16 protein-coding genes and 1 pseudogene are annotated in these 17,080 nt (G+C 63.7%); 2 read left to right on the top strand and 15 right to left on the bottom strand.

Features of this window, described 5'->3' with window-relative positions; genetic code table 11:
* The 3 genes and pseudogenes from MMB74_RS22685 to MMB74_RS22695 form a co-directional block, all read right to left on the bottom strand.
* Positions 1 to 146 (bottom strand): annotated as a pseudogene (locus MMB74_RS22685) (electron transfer flavoprotein subunit beta/FixA family protein); the annotation flags it as partial.
* Between the two features lie 315 nt (positions 147 to 461).
* Entirely contained in the window at positions 462 to 1,115 is a 654-nt protein-coding gene (locus MMB74_RS22690) for a methionine ABC transporter permease (RefSeq protein WP_277430911.1), read from the bottom strand.
* Complete coding sequence (locus MMB74_RS22695) at positions 1,105 to 2,139, bottom strand: methionine ABC transporter ATP-binding protein (RefSeq protein WP_277430912.1); 1,035 nt, start codon at positions 2,137 to 2,139, stop codon at positions 1,105 to 1,107. The genes MMB74_RS22690 and MMB74_RS22695 overlap by 11 nt, the downstream gene beginning before the upstream one ends.
* A gap of 240 nt (positions 2,140 to 2,379) precedes the next feature.
* Between MMB74_RS22695 and MMB74_RS22700 the strand changes: the two genes are divergently transcribed.
* On the top strand, positions 2,380 to 3,300 hold the full coding sequence (locus MMB74_RS22700; protein ID WP_277430913.1) for an alpha/beta hydrolase: 921 nt from the start codon (positions 2,380 to 2,382) through the stop codon (positions 3,298 to 3,300).
* Positions 3,301 to 3,357: 57 nt separating this feature from the next.
* On the opposite strand, the gene MMB74_RS22705 is transcribed toward MMB74_RS22700, so the two are convergent.
* Both MMB74_RS22705 and MMB74_RS22710 read right to left on the bottom strand, forming a co-directional pair.
* Positions 3,358 to 4,173: an enoyl-CoA hydratase gene (locus MMB74_RS22705; protein WP_277430914.1), complete on the bottom strand. Its 816-nt coding sequence runs from the start codon at positions 4,171 to 4,173 to the stop codon at positions 3,358 to 3,360.
* A gap of 203 nt (positions 4,174 to 4,376) precedes the next feature.
* Positions 4,377 to 5,300, bottom strand: a complete 924-nt coding sequence (locus MMB74_RS22710; RefSeq protein WP_277430915.1) for a histone deacetylase family protein — start codon at positions 5,298 to 5,300, stop codon at positions 4,377 to 4,379.
* 310 nt (positions 5,301 to 5,610) lie between these two features.
* Here MMB74_RS22710 and mltB point away from each other — a divergent pair, with 310 nt between their 5' ends.
* Positions 5,611 to 6,888: a lytic murein transglycosylase B gene (gene mltB / locus MMB74_RS22715; RefSeq protein ID WP_277430916.1), complete on the top strand. Its 1,278-nt coding sequence runs from the start codon at positions 5,611 to 5,613 to the stop codon at positions 6,886 to 6,888.
* On the opposite strand, the gene MMB74_RS22720 is transcribed toward mltB, so the two are convergent.
* From MMB74_RS22720 to rpsA, 10 genes are all read right to left on the bottom strand, one after another.
* Positions 6,877 to 7,911: a hypothetical protein gene (locus tag MMB74_RS22720; protein ID WP_277430917.1), complete on the bottom strand. Its 1,035-nt coding sequence runs from the start codon at positions 7,909 to 7,911 to the stop codon at positions 6,877 to 6,879. The genes mltB and MMB74_RS22720 overlap by 12 nt on opposite strands.
* A 162-nt stretch (positions 7,912 to 8,073) precedes the next feature.
* Positions 8,074 to 8,976: a cysteine synthase CysM gene (gene cysM, locus MMB74_RS22725; protein ID WP_277430918.1), complete on the bottom strand. Its 903-nt coding sequence runs from the start codon at positions 8,974 to 8,976 to the stop codon at positions 8,074 to 8,076.
* Between the two features lie 211 nt (positions 8,977 to 9,187).
* The gene (locus tag MMB74_RS22730) at positions 9,188 to 9,577 is read right to left on the bottom strand and encodes a helix-hairpin-helix domain-containing protein (RefSeq protein ID WP_277430919.1); all 390 of its coding nucleotides are present in this window, start codon (positions 9,575 to 9,577) and stop codon (positions 9,188 to 9,190) included.
* 73 nt (positions 9,578 to 9,650) lie between these two features.
* A complete protein-coding gene (rfaD, locus tag MMB74_RS22735) occupies positions 9,651 to 10,643 on the bottom strand; it encodes an ADP-glyceromanno-heptose 6-epimerase (protein WP_277430920.1) in 993 nt (330 codons plus the stop codon).
* Positions 10,644 to 10,720: 77 nt separating this feature from the next.
* Entirely contained in the window at positions 10,721 to 11,716 is a 996-nt protein-coding gene (gene rfaE1 / locus MMB74_RS22740; RefSeq protein ID WP_277431029.1) for a D-glycero-beta-D-manno-heptose-7-phosphate kinase, read from the bottom strand.
* Positions 11,703 to 13,109, bottom strand: coding sequence for a UDP-glucose/GDP-mannose dehydrogenase family protein (locus MMB74_RS22745; RefSeq protein WP_277430921.1), 1,407 nt, complete (start codon positions 13,107 to 13,109; stop codon positions 11,703 to 11,705). The genes rfaE1 and MMB74_RS22745 overlap by 14 nt, the downstream gene beginning before the upstream one ends.
* Before the next feature lie 22 nt (positions 13,110 to 13,131).
* Complete coding sequence (lapB, locus tag MMB74_RS22750; protein WP_277430922.1) at positions 13,132 to 14,307, bottom strand: lipopolysaccharide assembly protein LapB; 1,176 nt, start codon at positions 14,305 to 14,307, stop codon at positions 13,132 to 13,134.
* A 48-nt stretch (positions 14,308 to 14,355) separates the two neighbouring features.
* A complete protein-coding gene (locus MMB74_RS22755; RefSeq protein WP_277430923.1) occupies positions 14,356 to 14,649 on the bottom strand; it encodes a LapA family protein in 294 nt (97 codons plus the stop codon).
* A gap of 338 nt (positions 14,650 to 14,987) precedes the next feature.
* Positions 14,988 to 15,311: an integration host factor subunit beta gene (locus MMB74_RS22760; protein WP_277430924.1), complete on the bottom strand. Its 324-nt coding sequence runs from the start codon at positions 15,309 to 15,311 to the stop codon at positions 14,988 to 14,990.
* A 23-nt stretch (positions 15,312 to 15,334) separates the two neighbouring features.
* Positions 15,335 to 17,047: a 30S ribosomal protein S1 gene (gene rpsA / locus MMB74_RS22765; protein WP_277430925.1), complete on the bottom strand. Its 1,713-nt coding sequence runs from the start codon at positions 17,045 to 17,047 to the stop codon at positions 15,335 to 15,337.
* Positions 17,048 to 17,080: the final 33 nt, after the last annotated feature.

Consider the following 17,080-nt stretch of genomic DNA (forward strand, 5'->3'; position numbering starts at 1 on the left):
AGACGCACCGCCTCTTCCACGGCGATTTCGTCGAAGGGGTTCATCGACATCTTCACGTTTGCAATGTCGACGCCCGTGCCGTCCGACTTCACCCGGACCTTGACGTTGTAGTCGACCACGCGCTTGACTGGCACCAAAATTTTCATGCACTCGCTCCAAAGTTACGAATACGTCAACCCAGCGGCCATTATAGCGACAGCCGGTCCCGCGGCCGCGCCGACCGCAGATCGGCAAACCCCCAATGGGCAAAAACGGCCGTGCCGGAGTAATGGACGGCAGCCCGGTCTCGGACTACCCGACGGCCTGCGCACACGGCCGGTCCGGATACAAGCGGCGGCCAGCACCGCAGCCCGCGCGCGGCGCCACAATGCTTCCGATTAACGAACGATCGTTCTATTCTATGGGCAAATAGCTCAAGCGCCAAGCCCGGCTATCGATCACCGCCTCTAACGCCCGGCCGCTCACCGATGGCTCAGCCGGCGCACGAGCCAGTCCCCGAACGACTGCACCAACTGCACGAAGACGATCAGGATCACGACGACCGTCACCATCACTTCGGGCAGAAACCGTTGATAGCCGTAGCGGATTCCGAGATCGCCCAGGCCGCCGCCTCCGATCGCGCCCGCCATCGCGGAATAGCCCACGAGCGAGACGAACGTGATCGTGAGCCCCGCGACGATGCCCGGCAACGCTTCGGGCAGCAAGACTTTGAAGACGATCTGGCGCGTCGTCGCGCCGAGCGCTTCGGCGGTTTCGATGAGGCCGCGGTCGACCTCGCGCAAAGCCGTCTCGACCAACCGCGCAACAAACGGCGCGGCGGCGATCGTCAGCGGCACGACCGCGGCCGCCGTGCCGATCGACGTGCCGACGATCGCGCGCGTGAACGGAATCACGGCCACGAGCAGGATGATGAACGGCGTCGATCGCACCGCATTGATGGTCAATCCCATGGCGCGGTTCGCTGCGACGCTTTGCAGCACCCCACCGCGATCGGTCAGGAACAGCAGCACGCCGAGCGGCAAACCGACGAGCGCGCCGAGAAGGCCGGAGATGCCGACCATGACGAGCGTCTCCCAGAACGACTGAACGAACATCGACGACATTTCACTGAACATGCGAGAGCGCCTCCACGACAACGCCTTGCTCGCGCAAGAATGCGAGAGCGGCGTCAAGCTGCTTCGGTTCGCCGTCTGCGAGCACGGCGAGCGAGCCGAACGCGCGCCCTTGAATCTCGTCCACCTGGCCATGCAGGATGTTGAAGTCGAGCGAGTAGCGACGAATCGTCTCCGACAGAATCGGCCGATCGACGCCGCCGCCGGCGAACGCGAGCCGCAATAACTGGCCTTCGCCCGCCTCGATTTGCGCGGCGACGCGCGCTTTCACGGCGCTGGGCAGTTCGTGCGCAATGACATCGCCCAGCAACGCGCGCGTGACATCGTGACGCGGCTCGAGGAAGACATCGACCACATTGCCCTGTTCCACGATACGACCGGCATCGAGCACCGCGACACGGTCGCAGACGTCCTTGATCACCTCCATCTGGTGCGTGATGAGCACGATCGTGAGGCCCAATTCGCGATTGATGCGCTTGAGCAGTTCGAGGATCGAGCGCGTCGTTTCGGGATCGAGTGCGGAGGTCGCCTCATCGGAGAGCAAGACCTTCGGCCGGCTCGCCAGCGCTCGCGCGATTCCGACGCGTTGCTTCTGTCCGCCACTGATGCGCGCCGGATACCGGTCCTTGAGCGCGGTGAGCCCCACGAGCTCGAGCAGCGGCAACACCGTTCGTTCGATTTCGGTGCGTTTCATGCCCGCAAGCTCGAGCGGAAGGGCGACGTTATCGAACACCGTGCGCGAACTGAGCAGGTTGAAGTGTTGAAACACCATCCCGATTTCGCGGCGCGCCTCGCGCAACGCCGCTGGCGCAAGTGCGGTCAACACCTTGCCGTCGACCACGACTTCACCCGCACTCGGGCGCGTGAGCAGATTGATGGTGCGCACGAGCGTACTCTTGCCCGCGCCGCTGCGGCCGATGATGCCGAAGATCTGGCCTGCGGCAATGCTCAAATTGATGTCGTGCAGGGCCTCGACCCAGCCGCTCGGACCGGCGAAACGCTGCGAGAGATGACGAAGTTCGATCATAAATGACGAAACGGCGGCGACTGCCCGCCGGCGCATGTGCGCTGGGCCAATCAACCGCCGTCGCTGTTGCGAGAAAAGAAGACGAGGTCCAATTTTATCGCACCGCACAAATAGGCTTTAATAATTAATTGCCACGCCTTAATGAGTTTTTGAAATTAGAGGAAGCCACCGTGCAAGCGTTCTCGCCCGTTTGCGGCAGCGCGGCTATGATCGCGCACATCCGACGAGGAGGCCCCGACGATGTCGACGAGAACCGCGCTGCCCGATGGCACCACCCCCACTCCCCCGGCTGGCGGCGTTCCGAGTGCAGCCGAACCGCACGCTATCGGAACGGTACGGACCGCCGACGGCGTGGACCTCGCGCTGTACCGCTGGCCGTGCACGCTCCCGGTTCGCGCGACCGTGGCACTGCTGCATGGCTTGGCCGAGCACGCGGGGCGATATGCCGCACTGGCGGAGCGGCTGGGCGCTCGGGGCATCGAACTGGTCGCCGTCGATTTGCGGGGCCATGGGCACTCGCCTGGCGAACGAACCTGGGTCACGGCCTTCGACGACTATCTGCACGATGCCCGCGCATTGCTAGACGCCGCGGCGCGCCCCGATGCCCCGCTGTTCCTCATGGGCCACAGCATGGGCGGCACGATCGCCACATTGTTCGCCATCGAGCGAATGGAAGCGTTCGAGCGCGCGGGCAGGCCGGTGGCAGGGCTGATCCTTTCGAGCCCCGCGCTTGCGCCGGGCAAGGACGTGCCCCGCTGGATGCTGGCGGCGAGCCGGATCGTGAGCCGCCTATGGCCGCGCTACAAGGCGATGAAGATCGAGCCTGCGCTGCTTTCGCGCAACTCGGGCGTCGTCGAAGCGAACCGCCTCGACCCGCTCGTCCATCACGCCGCCGTCCCAGCGCGCACAGGCGCGCAGATCCTCGAAGCCATGGCGCGCATCGAGCAAGGCCGAGGGTCGCTGCACTTGCCGGTGCTCGTCTATCACGGCACGGCCGACAAACTGACCGAGCCCGACGGCAGTCGCGCGTTCATCGAGCACGTCGGCGCTACCGACCGAACGCTCTCGCTCTATGAAGGCGCGTATCACGAAACCATGAACGACCTCGATCGAGACCGAGTCATCGATGCGCTGACGCAGTGGATCCTCGCACACGTCTGAGTTCGACGCCGTTCGCGGCAGGTTCCATCGAAGCGCCAGCGTGATCTATCGGGTTCGTCAGGCGCGCCAGTTGGGCGCGCGCTTGTCGATGAACGCCTGCATGCCCTCCTGCGCAACCGGGTCGTTCGCATTGCAGGCGATCGTCTGACCGGCCATCTGATAGGCCGCTTCGATGCCCGTTTCCAGTTGCCGATAGAACAGCGACTTGCCCATGCTCACGGCGGCGGCCGGTTTGTCGCAGATGCGTTTGGCCAGCGCGGCGACATCGGTGTCGAGCGCATCGAGCGGCGTCATATGGTTAATCAGCCCGAGTTCGCGCGCCTTGGCCGCATCGATGAAATCGCCGGTCATGAGCATCTCGAACGCCGCTTTGCGTGGAATATTGCGCGAGAGCGGCACGGCCGGCGTCGAGCAGAACAAGCCGTAATGGATGCCCGAGGTCGCGAAACGCGCCGTATCGGCCGCCACCGCGAGATCGCACATCGCCACGAGCTGGCAGCCCGCCGCCGTCGCAATCCCCTGCACGCGCGCGATCACGGGCTGCGGCATCCGCTGAATCGTCATCATCAGCGCGGAACAACGCCCGAAGAGCCGCTGATAGAACTCGAGCGAAGGACTCGCTCGCAACTCCTTCAAGTCGTGCCCGGCGCAATACGCGCGCCCCTCGGCCGCGAGCACCACGACGCGCGCGTCCGATTGCGCAATCGCGGAGAGCGCTGCCTGCAACTGCTCGATCAGATCTTCCGACAGTGCATTGAAGGCGTCGGGGCGATTCAGGGTGACCCGCACAACGCCCGCAAGTCCGTACGCGTCGCGCTCGATCAAGAGCGCTTCCGAAGTGGAACGCGAAGAAGAGGAAGATGGGTGATTCATGATGCGCTCGCTCCTGGCAACAAATACAAATGCGATCGGTCGTGGGTTCGTGCTTCAGCTGCTTCAGCTGCTTCAGCTGCTTCAGCTGCTTCAGCTGCTTCAGCTGCTTCAGCTGCTTCAGCTGCTTCAGCTGCTTCAGCTGCTTCAGCTGCTTCAGCGTGCCGCTGCCTACCGCGGCGTGCCTCTGGGCGTTCGGGCGCGCTTCAGATTCCAGCCAACGCGCGCAAGTGCGCAACGACGCTACGTCCGAGCGCCGACAAGTTGTAGCCCCCTTCGAGGCAGCTAACGATACGGCCGTGCGCGTAGCGCTCGGCGATGCGGCGAATTTGATCCGTTATCCACGTGTAGTCGTCCTCCACGAGCCCCATGTTGCCGAGATCGTCTTCTCGATGCGCGTCGAAACCCGCCGAGACGAAGATCATCTCGGGCTTGAACGCTTCGAGCCGCGGCAGCCACACGAGATCGATCGCCTCGCGCACCGCGGCGCCCGGCGTGCGCGCCGGCAACGGCACATTGGCCATGTTCGGCGCGTGGTTGTCGGCGCCGCTGAACGGATAGAACGGGTGCTGAAAGAAGCTGCACATCAGCACGCGCTCATCGCCGGCAAACGCCGCCTCGGTGCCGTTGCCGTGATGCACGTCGAAGTCGATGATGGCCACGCGCGACAAGCCGCGCACTTCGAGCGCGTGACGCGCGGCGATCGCCACGTTGTTGAAGAAGCAAAAACCCATCGCGCGAGCGGGCTCCGCATGGTGTCCCGGGGGCCGCACGGCACAGAACGCGTTGTCGTACCGCCCGTCGATCACGGCGTCGGTGGCGGCGACGGCCGCGCCGGCCGCTCGTAGCGCGGCCTGCCACGTATGGGGGTTCATGGCGGTATCGGGGTCGATCCACGCATGGCCCTCGCTCGGCGCGCTGCGCTCGATGAATTCGATATGCGCGCGTGTATGCACACGTGCGAGATCGGCCACTTGCGCGAGCGGCGCACTCTCGCGCTCGATGAATTCGGCAATGCGACTCGCGATCAACTGATCCTCGATCGCGACGAGACGCTCGGGACATTCCGGATGCCCGCGCCCCATCTCGTGCAGCAGGCAGTCGGGGTGTGAGTAGACAGCGGTGGCCATGATCGTTCGTTTGCCGCAGTCGCGGCATGTCTCCTGGGTTGCTTCGTCGGCCTTCGTCGGCCTTGTGTCGCAGGTGCGGCCGCGCACCGAACTACGTTACCACAGGAGCCGGCGCCCGTTCCCGGACGCCGCGCGTCTAAGGTGCGTCAACCGGCGTCGCCGTGCCATCTCACCGCGCACCGCGCTCGCCTGCGGTTCCGCCCGCGCCGACCGTTCGCTATACTGCGCCGAACGCCAGAACGAGTTCGCAGCTGTGCCTTCGATGCGCACGCGAACCCGAGCGGTCCGACGCCCTCTTTCGCTCTCTTCTATGACCGGTCAACTCGCATCTACCGCCGCCCCACGCCGGCGCCTCGCCGTTCTTCTCGCACTGATGCTCGGCGCCGCCGTTTCGTCGCAGAACGGCTACGCCCAGAACGCTGCCCCCGCCAAGCACCGAAGCCATCTTGCGCAAGGCGCGCAAGGTCAACGGACGCATTCGGCCTCGCCGGGCGCGACCTTCGAAGAAGAGATCATTCCGCAACGTTACGTCGACAACGCGGATGTCAACGCATTCATCGACGATATGGTGGCGCGCTATGACTTCGACGCGACCGCGCTGCACGCCCTATTCGCCGGCGTGAGCTACTCGGCTACCGCCGTCAAGCTCGTCACCCCGGCGCCGACGCCGTTCGTCAAGAATTGGCAAGTCTATCAGGCGCGCTTCCTCGATCCGGTGCGCATCAACGCGGGCGTCGAATTCTGGCGCGAGAACCGCGCGACGCTGCAACGCGCCTACGAGCAATTCGGCGTGCCGCCCGAGATCGTCGTCGGCATCATCGGTGTGGAGACGATATACGGCCGCTATATGGGCAACTTCCGCGTGCTCGATGCGCTCACGACGCTCGCGTTCGACTATCCGAATACGCCGAACCGCGCCGAGCGCGAAATGACGTTTCGCAAGAACCTCGTGGACTATCTCGTCTGGACACGCGACGCCCAGATCGACCCGACGTCGGTGCTCGGCTCATACACGGGCGCCATCGGGATTCCTCAATTCTTGCCGAGCAGCATCGTCAAGTACGCGGTCGATTACGAAGGCAACAAGCGGATCGATCTGCGCACGAGCACAGCCGACGCAATCGGCAGCGTGGCCAACTACCTGAAGGAAAACGGCTGGGAGAACGGGCGTCCGGTCGTGTGGCGGATCGCGCACGACGCCGGCAGCCTCGGCGTCGCGCAGGCTGCCGCCGATGGGCAGCCACAGCCGCACTGGCCACTCGCTCAACTGCTGCGTGCGGGCATGCTGCTCGATCAGCCGGGGCTCGATCTAACTTCGGAAGCCAGCACGCCCATCACCGTCATCGATCTGCCGACGCCCGGCCAACCGACCGAGTACATGCTCGGGCTGCAGAATTTCTACGCGCTCACTCGCTATAACCGCAGCTTCTTCTACGCGCTCGCCGTGTACGAGCTCGGCCAGCGCGTCAAGGCGCGTATCGAGCAAGAAGATGGGACCATTCAGAGTGCCGGTTCGACTGCGCCCTCGGCTTCTTCGGCATCGGCGCCGGCTTCGGGCGTGAATTCGGCTTCGGCGTCAGAACGTTAGGCTCGCACTCGTCGGCGTCACCGTGACGCCGTAGTTGCAGACGGGAGCACCGGCTTGCAGTAGCCCGCTCGCGGCCCACCGCACATTGCGAATGCGCTTCTTTTCGACATCGAGCAATGAGACCTGAGTGAAGTCGACGAAGCCGTTGCTCGAATAGTGGGCGCATGCGCCAACCCCGTAAACTTCGACGACACCGGCAAACGCCCAATCGAATGTTTGCCCATAACTGCTCGTTTTCTTCAGGGTGGACGCGCGGCCGCTCGTCTTATCGATCGTTGCGATATCCCACCTCGAGCACACTTGCCCCACCGCGCAGTCGCCGGCGATCTTGCCGACGATCAAATCGCCCGTGGCGACCGGCTCCGGCACGCTGTGATCGACGTTGCCGCCTTGGCAGCAATTCCAACTGGCAATGGTCCATGCGTGATCGTTGAAGCCATTCCAACCGAGCACCGGCTGCAAGATGCTGACGATGTTCTCGTAATCCTCGAGCCCGGGAAAGAAGTACAGCACCTGGCCGACATCCGATGCCGGTGCGGACGGCACGAGCCAGTTCGCGCTGATTCCTCCGAACGGCGCTTTGTCGTGGTACCAACTTGCTTCGAGCCAACCGTCGGCTCGAGGCGGTCGATTTGCGCCGGCCGCGGGGGGCTTTGCCCCAGGCGCCGCCGACATCCCGGGCTCGATGCGGCTCCCGCTTTTGGTATAGCGCGCATAGCCGCAGGCGTGAGCGGGCGAACGTGTGCCGTCGGCATGCAGCACCCGCCCGTCGGCTAGCAAGATGTCGGAGCGGCCGACCGTGCGCACACAGGAAGGATGAAAATAACCGAACGGCGTAATGACATAGCCTTGCGGCACGTTGGACGGCGCATGATGCGCAAGCGTGGGCGCGGGCCCCGTGGCGGCCGGGGTCTCGTCGGCCCAGCCCGCGGTCGGCACCGCGCAATACAAGACGATGCCTAAGAAGAGAACAGCGAGCGCGCCGATTCGCGCGATCGGCGGCTTGGCGATGCGATGTCCCATATCGGCTCCTGTCGAGCGGTCGAGATCGTCGCGCCCTCTTGGGGCGCAACGCGGTGGCGCTTGTCGACTGGCAATATAGGACGCGTCTTCACCGAGACACAGCTATCCAGATGATCAGGGTGTGCATTCGATAGAAAACACGATCTCCGGGGCATACGCCCGTCAAGCGGGAAACACGCCGGTCGAGAGATACCGATCGCCGCGATCGCATACGATGAACACGATTGTTGCGTTTTCGACTTGCCGCGCCACGCGCAGAGCAACCTCGCACGCGCCGCCCGACGAGATTCCGCAGAAGATGCCTTCGACAGCGGCCAGGCGCCGCGCCATGGTCTCGGCCGCCGCTTGCGAGACGTTCTCGGTGCGATCGATCCGAGTGCGGTCGAAGATTTTCGGCATGTACGCCTCCGGCCACTTGCGGATGCCCGGAATGCGCGAACCTTCCTCGGGCTGCGCCCCGATGATCTCGATCGCCGGGTTCTGCTCTTTCAAATAGCGCGAGACGCCCATGATCGTGCCGGTCGTACCCATCGACGAGACGAAATGCGTGACGCGACCTTCGGTATCACGCCAAATTTCAGGCCCCGTCGCCTCGTAATGCGCCGCGGGATTGTCGGGGTTCGCGAACTGATCGAGGATGATGCCGCGCCCGTCGCGCTGCATTTGCTCGGCCAGATCGCGCGCATATTCCATCCCGCCTTTCACCGGCGTCAGCACGATTTCAGCACCGTATGCAGCCATGCTCTGGCGCCGCTCGACCGATAGGTCCTCCGGCATCAGCAAGACCATCTTGTAGCCGCGGATCGCCGCCGCCATGGCGAGCGCGATCCCGGTGTTGCCGCTCGTCGCTTCGATCAGCGTGTCGCCCGGCTTGATGCGGCCGCGCGCCTCCGCTTTCTTGATCATCGACAAGGCTGGACGATCTTTCACGGAGCCCGCGGGATTGTTCCCTTCTAGCTTCGCGAGCACGACGTTGTTGCGGCTGCGGATCTCGTCGTCGGATAAGCGGACGAGTTGGACCAGCGGCGTGTTGCCGATCGTGTCTTCGATGGTTTTGTAAGGCATAGGCGTGACGCGCGGCGCGCGCTCATCTTTGGCGATAGGAATGAGCCGATTGTAAAGCACGCAGCCAGCGACCGCCGCGTAGGGTCTTTTTGGCGCACGCCGGGCAACGGGCCTACCAGCAAAAAACCCGCGCACGAGCGCGGGAAACCGTCGAAACCGCATGACGGCTGAAGGAGCCGGTAAAACGTCTGCCGCCCTCGATGACGAACGCTCAGCGCTTGATTGACACCGGATCGGCATCGATGCGATCGCGCCGCGCGCCGCCAGCGACACCGGCAGTGCCGGTCCCTCGACCGGTGGACGCGAACGACTCAGGGGCCCGTTCCCATTGCGTTTGCGAGCCAACCGTGAGCCCTTCGGCGCGCAGGCGCTCGACCGTTTGACCACCCATGCCTTTGACGCGGCGGCTCAAATCGCCCGCGTCCATGAACGGGCCGCCCGTGGCGCGTTCTTCGACGATCGCTCGCGCCTTGGCCGGACCGATGCCCTTGATCGCACGCAACGCCGCCTCGTCGGCGGCATTGACGTCGACAGCATGAGCGAAAAAGGAAACGAATGCGGCGACGAGCGGCGCCGCGAGAAAAAGAATGCGCTTGACCATGGGACCTCCGTGCAAAAAGCCGGCCGGCGAGCGCCGACCGAGAAGTCCCAGTCTAAGCAGTGCGCGCCGCGGATTACAGTTGGCCGGATAGCCAACGTACGTAGCGGTCGACGCCTTCTTGCACGGTGAGGAAAGGCGCGTCGTACCCGGCCGCGCGCAAGCGTCCGAGGTCGGCCTGCGTGAAACATTGGTACTTGCCGCGCAGCGCATCGGGGAACGGCACGTATTCGACGAGCCCGCGCTGGACCATCTCGGCCAACGAAAGCGCCGGTTGGCCCTCGAGCGCACGCAGCGTGTTCACGACGGAGGATGCAATATCGTTGAACGGTTGAGCACGGCCGGTGCCAAGGTTGAAAATGCCCGATTTTTCGGGATGGTCGAAGAAGAACAAATTGACCTTCGCGACGTCTTCGACGGAGACGAAATCGCGCGTCTGCTCGCCCGCGGCGTAACCGTTGTATTCGCCGAACAGCTTGACCTTGCCCTCGGCGCGAAACTGGTTGAAGTTGTGAAACGCCACGGACGCCATGCGCCCCTTGTGCGCTTCGCGCGGGCCATACACGTTGAAGTAGCGAAAGCCCACGATTTGGCTGCGCGCGGCCGGCATGACGCGGCGCACGATCTGATCGAACAGAAACTTCGAATAGCCGTAGACATTGAGCGGCGCCTCGACCGCCCGTTCTTCGACGAAGCGGCTCGAGCCGCCGTAAATCGCCGCCGACGATGCATAGAGAAACTGCGCCCCCTGCGCCAAGCACGCGTCGAGCACGGCACGGCTGTAGCGGAAGTTGTTCTCCATCATGTAGCGGCCGTCGGTCTCCATCGTGTCCGAGCAAGCGCCCTCGTGGAATACCGCCCGCACTTTGCCGAAGTCGCCGCGCGCGAAGCGCTCGACGAATTCGGTCTTGTCGAGGTAATCGTCGATTTCGCAATCGACCAGGTTCTTGAACTTGTCGGCGCGCGAGAGGTTGTCGACGGCGATGATGCGAGTCTCGCCGCGCTCGTTCAGCGACTTGACGAGATTGGCGCCGATGAACCCGGCGGCTCCGGTGACGATGAGAGTCATGATCGTGATAGCGGTTATTCGATAACGGTGATGGGCGAGAGGCCTCCTGCGGCGCCGCGGGCTAGTCTATCGCGCAGCTAGCGCGCGTCGGCTCCGAACAGCTCGTCGTAATCGACGGTGGCCGTGCCGAGCTTGCCGACGACGATGCCAGCCGCCCGGTTCGCCAGCGTCACGGCCGCCACGAGCGGAAGCTTGGCCGCGAGCATGACGGCCAACGTGGCGATGACGGTATCGCCAGCCCCGGAAACGTCATACACTTCGCGCGCGACGGCGGGCGCAGTCAACACGGCGCCGTCGGCCGTGAACAGCGTCATGCCTTCCTCCGAACGCGTCAGCAGCAACGATTCGATGTCGAGCGATGCACGCAACGCGTCGACGCGCGAGCGCAAATCGTCTTCCGATTTCCAGTGACCCACCACTTCGCGCAACTCGGCGCGATTCGGCGTGATCAGCGTGGCGCCGCGGTAGCGTTCCCAGTCGTCGCCCTTCGGATCGACGAGCACCGGCTTGCCCGCTGCGCGCGCCTTGGCGATCATCTGCGTGACGTGGGTCAAGCCGCCCTTGGCATAGTCGGACAGCAAGATCACGTCGTGCGAGGCAAGCAGGGCGTCGAAGCGCGCGAGCCCCGCCAACAGCGCTTCGTGCGCCGGCGTCTTCTCGAAATCGACGCGCAATAACTGCTGCTGGCGCGACAGGACGCGCAGCTTGATCGTCGTCGGCAACTCGGGATCGCGCTCCAAATGCGTCGCTACACCGGTCGCTTTGAGCAGCTCGACGATGCGCTCGCCCGGCTCGTCGTGGCCGACGACACAGAGCAGTCCGGCGCGCGCGCCGAGCGCCGCCACGTTGCGGGCGACGTTCGCCGCGCCGCCCAAGCGGTCTTCCTGCCGCTGGACATGCACGACCGGCACAGGCGCTTCGGGCGAAATGCGATTGACGTCGCCGAACCAATAGCGATCGAGCATGACGTCGCCGACGATCAGCACCCGAGCCTCGCCGAGCCGCTCGCGCGGCACGCGCGCAACGCCGGCCTCGCGCGAAGCCGTCTCTTTCGATGGCTCAGACGCGTGCATCGCTTGCGGTATTGACTTGGACATAGGGACGCCCGATTGCGTAATAGTCGATGCCGAGCTCGGCCATCGTCAACGGTTCGTAGAGATTGCGGCCGTCGAAAATCACGGGCGCTTTCAGCACGGATTTCAAGTGCGTGAAATCGGGGCTCTTGAACTCCTTCCACTCGGTGACGATGACCAGCGCATCTGCGCCCGAGAGCGTTTCGTCTTGCGATTTCGCGAACGTCAAGCGCGCGAGCGAATCGGGCGCATCGGCCAAATCGAGCGGGAAGACGCGACGCGCCTCCTCGATCGCGACAGGATCGTAGGCCTGCACCTTGGCGCCGCGCGCGAGCAACGCCGCAATCAAGCGCCGGCTCGGCGCCTCGCGCATATCGTCCGTATTGGGCTTGAAAGCCAGCCCCCAGACGGCGAACGTGCGGCCGGTCAGATCCTCCCCGAGGCGCTTGACGATCTTCTCGACGAGCACCTGCTTTTGATCGTGATTGACCTCTTCCACCGCTTCGAGAATGCGCAGCCGCTGTCCGTTCTCGCTCGCGGTGCGCACGAGCGCCTGCACGTCCTTGGGAAAGCACGAGCCGCCGTAACCGGCGCCCGCATAGAGGAAGTGGTAACCGATACGCGGATCGGAGCCGATGCCGCGCCGCACGGCCTCGATGTCGGCGCCGACGCGATCGGCCAGATTCGACATCTCGTTCATGAAGGAGATGCGCGTCGCAAGCATGGCGTTGGCGGCGTACTTCGTGAACTCGGCCGAACGCACGTCCATATACAGCGTGCGCTCATGATTGCGGTTGAACGGCGCGTACAGCCGCTTCATCTTCTCGCGTGCGAGGATGCCCGCATCGTCGTCGTCGATGCCGATGACGATGCGGTCGGGCCGCATGAAATCGTCGACGGCGGCGCCTTCTTTCAGAAACTCGGGGTTCGATACGACCGAGAAGCGATGGGCCGCGCTCGCGCCCAAGCCGCGCGCGTCGAGTTCGGCCGCAATCACCGCCCGCACGCGCTCGGCCGTGCCCACGGGCACCGTCGATTTGTCGACGACCACCTTGAACCCGTTCGAATAACGGCCGATATTGCGCGCCGCTTCGAGCACGTATTGCAAATCGGCGGAACCGTCCTCATCCGGCGGCGTGCCGACCGCGATGAATTGCACGTCGCCGTGTTCGACGCTGGCCTTCACGTCCGTCGAGAACGTGATGCGACCGTGGGCGCGCGTGCGCGCGATGATTTCTTGCAAGCCCGGCTCGTGAATCGGCACGCCGCCGTTGTTCAGGATATCGATCTTGCGCGGATCGACGTCGAGGCAGAAAACGTCGTTGCCGATTTCCGCCAAGCAAGCGCCCGTGACGAGACCGACGTAGCCCGTGCCGATGATGGTGATTTTCATACGCGTTCCGATGGTGGATGCTTCAAGCTTGCGCTGCAATGGGCTCTATGCGGCGTGGCGCATAGGTTTCCCAGCCGCTGCAGCCGGGGCACTGCCAATAGAACAGACGCGCCCGGAAACCGCAATTTTGGCATGTGTAACGTGGCAGATTTTTGGTGCGCTGCTTGATCAGCGTGCGCATCAATTCGAGTTCCCCGCGACGCGGTTCCTCGGCCGAGTCGATTTGCGCATCGAGCAAGCGAGTCATGCCCGACAGGTTCGGCGCCGTCTGCATCTGCGTGCGCGCCAGCGCATGCGCCACTTCGGTCCCGCAAAGCTGGGCGACGTGCGGATAGGCGACATCGAGCAAATCGCTGGAAGCGTATTGCTTGACATAGCCTTCTAGCAACGCCGCGCCTTCCTGCGGGCGCGCGAGCGCCGCATAGGCCTTCATCAGCTTTTCGGCCACGAGCGGCAAGTACGACGGATTTTGCGATTCGACGCGGCGCCAAGCCTCGATCGCCGCATCGTAATCGCCGCGCGCCTGCGCGACATCGCCGCGCAGAATGGTCGCCCGCACATTGCGGGCATTTGCCTCGAGGGCCAGATCGAGCTGACTCGATGCCTGTGCGGCATCCTTGCGCTGCAAGGCTTCCTGAGCCAGCTCGCAATGAAATTGCGCGATCTCCTTGGCAAGCGAATCCGCGCCCATCGTCTCGAGCCGACGCGCGGCATCGATGGCCTTGGTCCAGTCTTTCTCGATCTCGTAGATCGTCAGCAATGCGCGTTGCGCATCGCGAGCGTATTCGCCGGCGTCGAGCCGGCTCAACGCTTCCTCGGCGCGATCGAGCAGCCCGGCCTTCAGGAAATCCTGCCCCAACTCGAACAGAGCGTGATCGCGCTCGGTCACCGGCAAATCCGCGCGGCTCAACAGGTTCTGATGGATGCGGATAGCGCGGTCGGTTTCGCCGCGACGACGAAACAGATTGCCGAGCGCAAAGTGCAGTTCGATCGTCTCCGGATCGAGCTTCACGACTTCGATGAACGCATCGATCGCCTGGTCCGGCTGCTCGTTCAGAAGAAAGTTCAGGCCGCGGAAGTAAGAGCGCGGCAAGTTGGCGCTTTCGGACAACAGCGTCTTCAAGTCGTAGCGCGAAGCCATCCAGCCGAGCGCGAAAGCGACGGGGACGACCAGCAGCCACCAGAAATCGAGATCCATGCGAAGGTCGAGGAAGCGGGGATGAGAGCGCGCGGGCGTGCCGTGCGCTTAGATAACGGGGGGCATCGGCGGCTCGACGACAACGGGCGGCGTGTTCTCCCGGGCGGCGCGCAACTCTCGCCGCAAGCGGCCGTTTTCGAGGCGGAGCCGCACGAGCGCGGGCACCGCCGAGACGAGGCCGGCCAGCAGCCCCACGAGGAAAAACGCGAGGCCGATCAAAATGAGCGGCGCCTGCCACGCGTATCCGGCAAACGAGATCGACGTGCTCTGCGTATTGCCCATCGCGAGCACGAGCAGGACGACGAACACGAGCACACGGATCAACCAGACGATAATTTTCATAAGCGTTCTCTTGGCGGCGACTGCGATTGTCGTGCCGGCGTCGATACCTCTGCTGCCGGCGCTGCGCCTGGCGCCAAGGCGCCCGACGCCTGGACAAAAGTGCCCGTATTGTAATGGAAACGATGCGGGCCAGGCCGCGCCGCGCGAGTGCGTCACGCCCGGACCACCGACCGACGTAGCCAGCCCGGCGCGCGTGAAAGGGGACGGAAAACAAAAAAGCGCCCGAAGGCGCTTCTCGTACCGTATTGCCGGTTCTCACTGTCGGCCTTGGCGTCGACGACACCATCAGCGATTTCGATCTTCGCGTAGTGAACGCCACCGCAAGGGCAACGCCGCACTCAAAGATCGTCGTCAGCCGAATCGAGCTTCAGTGGCTCGCCAGCCCGGCCGTCCACCCGCTCGCGCAGTTCCTTGCCGGGTTTGAAGTGCGGCACATGCTTTTCGGGCACGTGCACCTTCTCGCCCGATTTCGGGTTACGCCCGACGCGGGATGGGCGACGGTTCAGACCGAAGCTGCCGAAGCCGCGAATTTCAATGCGATGGCCTTTGGCCAAGGCCTCCGACATCGCATCGAGCATCGTCTTGACCGCGAAATCCGCATCCTTGAGAACAAGCTGCGGAAATCGCGCTGCCAACTGGGCGACCAATTCCGATTTGGTCATACTGCGGCAGACCTCTCAAAGGCTTACTGATTCTGGCCGTCGAGCTTGGCCTTGAGCAGCGCGCCAAGATTGGTCGTGCCCGTTGCCGCCGAACTCGTATCGGCCGCCAGGCCGCGAATCGCCTCTTGCTGCTCGGCCGAATCCTTGGCCTTGATCGACAGGTTGATGCCGCGCGACTTGCGATCGATGTTGATGATCATCGCGTTGACCTTGTCGCCTTCCTTCAGCACGTTGCGAGCATCTTCCACGCGGTCTTGCGCGATTTCCGACGCACGCAGGTAGCCTTCGACGTCTGCCGTCAGCGCCACGACCGCGCCCTTGGCATCCACCGACTTCACCGTGCCGTCGACGATCGAACCCTTGTCGTTCATGGCAACGAAGTTGCTGAACGGGTCGCCTTCGAGCTGCTTGATGCCGAGCGAAATGCGTTCTTTCTCGACGTCGATGCCGAGCACGACCGCTTCCACTTCGTCGCCCTTCTTGTACTTGCGCACGGCTTCTTCACCGGCTTCGCTCCACGACAGATCCGACAGGTGGACGAGGCCGTCGATGCCGCCAGGCAGACCGATGAACACGCCGAAGTCGGTGATCGACTTGATGGCGCCGCTGATCTTGTCGCCCTTCTTGAAGTTGCGGCTGAAGTCATCCCACGGATTCGGCTTGCACTGCTTCATGCCGAGGCTGATACGACGACGGTCTTCGTCGATCTCGAGCACCATGACTTCGACTTCGTCGCCGAGCTGAACGACCTTCGACGGAGCGACGTTCTTGTTCGTCCAGTCCATTTCCGAAACGTGGACGAGGCCTTCGATGCCCGATTCCACTTCGACGAACGCGCCGTAATCGGTGATGTTCGTGACCTTGCCGAACAGACGCGTGCCCGACGGGTAGCGGCGCGAAATGCCTTCCCACGGATCATCGCCGAGTTGCTTGATGCCCAGCGAAACGCGGTTCTTCTCTTGATCGAACTTGAGGATCTTGGCCGTGACTTCCTGGCCGACCGACAGCACCTCGCTCGGATGACGCACACGACGCCATGCGATGTCGGTGATGTGCAGCAGGCCGTCGATGCCGCCCAGATCCACGAACGCGCCGTAATCGGTGATGTTCTTGACCACGCCGTTGACGATCGCGCCTTCCTTGAGCGTCTCGAGCAGCTTCGCGCGCTCTTCGCCCTGCGTCGCCTCGATGACGGCGCGGCGCGATAGCACGACGTTGTTACGCTTGCGGTCGAGCTTGATGACGCGGAATTCGAGCGTCTTGCCTTCGTACGGCGTCGTATCCTTGACGGGACGCGTATCGACGAGCGAACCGGGCAGGAATGCGCGGATGCCGTTGACCATGACGGTCATGCCGCCCTTGACCTTGCCCGTGATCGTGCCGGTCACGAGCTCGTTGTTGTCGAGCGCTTTTTCCAGCGACAGCCACGAAGCGAGACGCTTGGCCTTGTCGCGCGACAGAATCGTGTCGCCATAACCGTTTTCGAGCGCGTCGATCGCGACCGAAACGAAGTCGCCCGCCTGCACTTCTACCTCGCCCGCGTCGTTCAAGAACTCTTCGAGCGGGATGTAGGCTTCGGACTTGAGACCTGCATTGACGACCACGAAGTTGTGGTCGACACGCACGACTTCGGCGGAAATCACTTCGCCGGCGCGCATGTCTTGCTTGGTCAACGACTCCTCGAAGAGGGCCGCAAAAGATTCGGTGTTCGGGTTGGAAGTTTGCAGGTCGGACATAAAAATCGTAAATGCATGGCTTCGCGAGTGTCA

The sequence above is a fragment of the Trinickia sp. Y13 genome, assembly GCF_029522115.1.
Taxonomy (GTDB): domain Bacteria; phylum Pseudomonadota; class Gammaproteobacteria; order Burkholderiales; family Burkholderiaceae; genus Trinickia.

Coding starts and splice junctions, on each gene's coding strand:
- MMB74_RS22690 (WP_277430911.1), bottom strand. CDS start 1,115: ATGTTCAGTGAAATGTCGTCGATGTTCGTTCAGTCGTTCTGGGAGACG.
- MMB74_RS22695 (WP_277430912.1), bottom strand. CDS start 2,139: ATGATCGAACTTCGTCATCTCTCGCAGCGTTTCGCCGGTCCGAGCGGC.
- MMB74_RS22700 (WP_277430913.1), top strand. CDS start 2,380: ATGTCGACGAGAACCGCGCTGCCCGATGGCACCACCCCCACTCCCCCG.
- MMB74_RS22705 (WP_277430914.1), bottom strand. CDS start 4,173: ATGAATCACCCATCTTCCTCTTCTTCGCGTTCCACTTCGGAAGCGCTC.
- MMB74_RS22710 (WP_277430915.1), bottom strand. CDS start 5,300: ATGGCCACCGCTGTCTACTCACACCCCGACTGCCTGCTGCACGAGATG.
- mltB (WP_277430916.1), top strand. CDS start 5,611: ATGACCGGTCAACTCGCATCTACCGCCGCCCCACGCCGGCGCCTCGCC.
- MMB74_RS22720 (WP_277430917.1), bottom strand. CDS start 7,911: ATGGGACATCGCATCGCCAAGCCGCCGATCGCGCGAATCGGCGCGCTC.
- cysM (WP_277430918.1), bottom strand. CDS start 8,976: ATGCCTTACAAAACCATCGAAGACACGATCGGCAACACGCCGCTGGTC.
- MMB74_RS22730 (WP_277430919.1), bottom strand. CDS start 9,577: ATGGTCAAGCGCATTCTTTTTCTCGCGGCGCCGCTCGTCGCCGCATTC.
- rfaD (WP_277430920.1), bottom strand. CDS start 10,643: ATGACTCTCATCGTCACCGGAGCCGCCGGGTTCATCGGCGCCAATCTC.
- rfaE1 (WP_277431029.1), bottom strand. CDS start 11,716: ATGCACGCGTCTGAGCCATCGAAAGAGACGGCTTCGCGCGAGGCCGGC.
- MMB74_RS22745 (WP_277430921.1), bottom strand. CDS start 13,109: ATGAAAATCACCATCATCGGCACGGGCTACGTCGGTCTCGTCACGGGC.
- lapB (WP_277430922.1), bottom strand. CDS start 14,307: ATGGATCTCGATTTCTGGTGGCTGCTGGTCGTCCCCGTCGCTTTCGCG.
- MMB74_RS22755 (WP_277430923.1), bottom strand. CDS start 14,649: ATGAAAATTATCGTCTGGTTGATCCGTGTGCTCGTGTTCGTCGTCCTG.
- MMB74_RS22760 (WP_277430924.1), bottom strand. CDS start 15,311: ATGACCAAATCGGAATTGGTCGCCCAGTTGGCAGCGCGATTTCCGCAG.
- rpsA (WP_277430925.1), bottom strand. CDS start 17,047: ATGTCCGACCTGCAAACTTCCAACCCGAACACCGAATCTTTTGCGGCC.